The sequence below is a fragment of the Sporomusa sp. genome (assembly GCF_057736855.1).
Window position 1 is genome coordinate 1 of record NZ_JBYKYF010000272.1, and the last position, 4,303, is coordinate 4,303.

Consider the following 4,303-nt stretch of genomic DNA (forward strand, 5'->3'; position numbering starts at 1 on the left):
GTATTAAATCATTTAGCCATACTTTTTGAAAACCGCCACGCTATTTAATTGCCCAATAAAGTATAATTCCCTGGACAGATCGGAGCATTCACGTTAACGCGTGCATACTGCCGACCTGTCCAGGGAGAACAGTAGCTAAGGGACAATAGGTACTCTACTTATCAAAAAAGTCACCTAAATTCTTGCCATAAGGATTTTCTATTTACACAAAATTAGCTGCATACCCTTACAACCGTTCCTTAAATTTTTCTTCATCTCTATTGATGTCCCATAAATCCCAAATTGCTGTTTTTTGTAATGTACCGACAAACGAGGTTTCTCACCAGTACTGTAACACTAACGACCAACACAACCTGTACCTCGCAACTGCGTCCTAGTACGTATACTCAAAGCAATTCATTCTGTACAGCAATTATAGTGCAAAAGTAATTCTTTTCTAGAAGCTATTCTTCTTTTCACGCGCGACGATTTATGGCGTAATGCTAGTATCTTTTCGAAATATTGTTATTAGCTGCAACATCTTTCTAAATAACAAACTACTATCACTCTTTAACACTTCCTAGTAGGTTGTACACACTACAAATACTTCTACCCGATTTCTTATATTTTACGTGTGGACTATTCCCGGTATCCATCTTTTGACATAAATAATCATTCCTTGTTTGCAGCTTCTAATGCTTCTCTTAGTTTTTTCATACCATCTGAAATAGTCCAATCTTTCCGGAATACACTCGAGCTTCCAGCAACAAACATATCAGCTCCAGCTTTTCTCATTTGTGTTGCATTTTCGATAGATACATTTCCATCAGCTTCTATAATAATATTTTTCTTATTTCTCTCATCCAAGAACTTACGCAGATCAGCAATTTTTTTAATTGCAGTGGAAACTAATTTTCTACCTGAAAAACCAGGATTAACTGTCATCAATACTACCATATCTATATCATCCAGTATATATTCAACCACATTTATTGGAGTTGCTGGATTTAACGCAATTGCCGGTTTTGCACCAATCTTTCGGATAGTCTGCAATGTTCCTAAAACATTTGTCGTTGATTCATAATGAATCGTCACAAAATCATCTTTTCTCACATCAAACCAGCCAATCTTATTTTCAGGTTCAGTTATCATTAAGTGTATATCCATTGGCTTATTAGAAATTTTCCGTATATTCAAAATGAAGTCATTACTTAACATAAAATTTGGTACAAATACACCATCCATAATATCAATGTGAAAATAATCACACCCAGCCTGATCAACTTCTCGAATATCTCTTTCTAAATTAATTAAATCTGAACACATCATTGATGCTGATATCTTACTTTTTATCATCAATGACCACCTACTTCCTATTAATAAACATGACTTTACAGACTAGTTCTTTTTTGTTTCTTATAACCTCAAAAGCTTTCATATTATCTTGTAAATCGAACTTATGAGTAATTAAAGGAATTAGATCTAATTTTTTTGATTGCATTGCCTGTAGTGAATCCTTCCAATCATTTTTTAACAAATTAAAACTACTATTCCATGTACCGACAATATTCAGTTCCTTTCTTAAGATGTTCCAATATGCTGTTTGAGATAAGGACATATCTTTTAACGGATTTCCCAATGCTACAATCGTACCAAAAATCTTTGTCGCTTCTACACATTCTTCCAAGATTTCAGACTTGCCTGTACCCTCTATACTTATATCTACACCATATCCGTCAGTTAATTTTTCAATCAATTCGATAGTATTACACTCTGTCGAATTAAAAACAAAATTAAAACCAAGCTTTTGGGCAAACATTACTTTTTCTTTAGTTCTAGCTACAAGAATAACTTTATCTGCACCAGCAGCTCTTGCCCACTGAGCCATAATCAAACCAATCGTTCCTACACCAAATATAGCAATTGTCTTACCTATACTAAAATTTCCTTTTCGTAAAGCATGCAGCGCAACTGAAGCAGGCTCGCACATTGCAGCTTCTTCATACGATACCCCTTCAGGAATTTGTATTAAGTTTTCTCTTTTTACTGCAATATATTCCGAAAAACCTCCATCCCTTCGAGAGCCATAGTAATCATACTTGTTACACTGCGCATATTCTCCACTTTTACAAGCCGCACAATTTTTACAAGGAATAAGCGGAAATACAGCTACTCTTTTACCAATATCGCTCTTATCCTTTGCTTCTGTTATATAACCAGAAAATTCATGACCAATGATTGTCGGAAAATGATATGTACCTTTTTCGTAGACTCTTTGAATATCACTGCCACAAATGCCTGCAGCCATGACTTTTATTATAACCTCATCTTCTTGCATCACAGGATCTTTTACGTCATCGTAAATTAATTGATTTATTCCATATAAATTTAGCGCTTTCATCTTGATTCTCCATTACTTTATTTTATCCAATCATCTCTTCTTGATTTCAGCAAAGCTTTAAAAATTTCTATATCATCAACAGTTGTTATTTTTATATTTTTTTCTGAACCTTGTGTAAAATAGACTTTCTCTCCCAAAGCAACTTGTAATGCTGTAATCGAATCATTTTTTATCTTCATTTTTTCAGCTTCATTATACATCCATAAAGCTCTTTTATAAGTAACTGCTTCTGGAGTCTGCCCCCTTACTAACGTATCTCTAGATATATTCTGATGGGTAAACACTGCCCCTTCTGTAATATACATGGTATCAGTACATGGTAATACAGATATTGACGCACCATATTTTTTACAAATGCTAATTACTCCGGAAATTGTTTCTGCCGGAACAATCGGGCGTACAGCATCGTGAATAATTATTACATCATCATTGTTTAACTTTCCTAATGCAAGCATTCCCTTATAAATTGAATCAAATCGAGTTTCACCTCCAGAAACTATTTGTTTCAATTTTGTAATATTAAATTGACAGGCATACGCCTTTAATGCTTCATGCCATCCATCTAGACATACCACTTCTATAAAATCAATTTCGGGATGATTTTGAAAAACTTCTAATGTATATAATATAATCGGCTTATTGTTGACATGGATAAACTGCTTTGGTATATCCTGCCGCATTCGTTTTCCATTACCACCAGCAATGATTAAGGCTATATTCACTAACTCTCCTCCTTATTAAATAACATTGCATTAATCAATTTAATAGTACCTCGAATCATATATATTTTTAATATCTTAAACAATATCAGATACTACGAACATTTTTTATTGAGGACAAAGTCAAAGATTTATTTATACTCAAATAAGCAACATATACAGTAAGATACAGAATAAAACCTGTAATACCTTGAATAAAATAATTAGCTATTATAAAAATTATAGTCATAACTATATCGGTAATTATAAACTTATTATGGTTAAGAGAATAGACGGAACATAATAGCAATTCAGCAGCGACGGCTCGAAAAATAAATACAATTAAAATACCAAGAACTGTAAGCAATAAGCTTTTCATTATGAAAACCATAAATAAAGTTAAAACAATAGATACAACAACCGAATACAAATTTATTTGAAATATCTTCTTTTCGTATCGCAAAGCCTTTAAATAAGTATTACATAACATCATCCAACGACCCTCAAATATACAAATCGGAAATAATAATGCGACATATAGCAAAGACTCATTATATTGAGGAATCCAAATATTAAAAACCATCGATACTGGATAATAAAAACACAATACACCTAAAAAAAATACATTAATAAGAATACGGACAGACAAAAATAAGGGCTTCATTAAATCATTATTCAATCGTTTAAGCATAGGGAACAAAACAACAGCTGATGCGTTCATCGCACTTAGTGACATATTTGTAATGCTTAATGCCATTGCAACTTTACCAAATATTATGATGTTCCAGTTTTGTTCAATCATAATTTTTACAAAACCTAACATCAACAAGCCTGATAGATTTGAAAATAAAATGTTAAAACCTATTGAAATATTTTCAAACGCGTCTTTAATTGATTTACGAGTCAAGCGTGCAAAACCTAAAATTATATCTTTGGCAAAATAAACAGATATAGCTAAAGAACCAACTCGGGCTATCATATCTGCTAAAATAATATTTTGATACCCGTTAAGACCTATAACAAGAAGAATAACAACTAACACAAAGCCAATAATACTTTCACTTAAAATCGCTAACGCAAATTGTCTAATTAGTCCGGTTGTTTGAAATAATATAGATAATAAAGTTCTAGGTAACATCAAAATTATATCAACACAAATTATTGAAATAATATATATTTTGTTCGGATCCTCAACAAATATCTTCGTGCTGCCCATAATTATGGT

General features: G+C 32.4%; 4 protein-coding genes. All 4 read right to left on the reverse strand.

Annotated elements, in window-relative coordinates; genetic code table 11:
• Positions 1 to 651: 651 nt before the first annotated feature.
• The gene (gene rpe / locus AC29Z1_RS14375; protein ID WP_488272144.1) at positions 652 to 1,335 is read right to left on the reverse strand and encodes a ribulose-phosphate 3-epimerase; all 684 of its coding nucleotides are present in this window, start codon (positions 1,333 to 1,335) and stop codon (positions 652 to 654) included.
• 10 nt (positions 1,336 to 1,345) lie between these two features.
• Positions 1,346 to 2,380 (reverse strand): galactitol-1-phosphate 5-dehydrogenase, encoded by a 1,035-nt coding sequence (locus AC29Z1_RS14380; RefSeq protein WP_488272145.1) that lies wholly within the window; start codon positions 2,378 to 2,380, stop codon positions 1,346 to 1,348.
• A 17-nt stretch (positions 2,381 to 2,397) separates the two neighbouring features.
• Positions 2,398 to 3,102, reverse strand: coding sequence for an IspD/TarI family cytidylyltransferase (locus AC29Z1_RS14385; protein WP_488272146.1), 705 nt, complete (start codon positions 3,100 to 3,102; stop codon positions 2,398 to 2,400).
• 85 nt (positions 3,103 to 3,187) lie between these two features.
• On the reverse strand, positions 3,188 to 4,303 hold a 1,116-nt coding region (locus tag AC29Z1_RS14390; RefSeq protein WP_488272147.1), incomplete at its 5' end, for a hypothetical protein.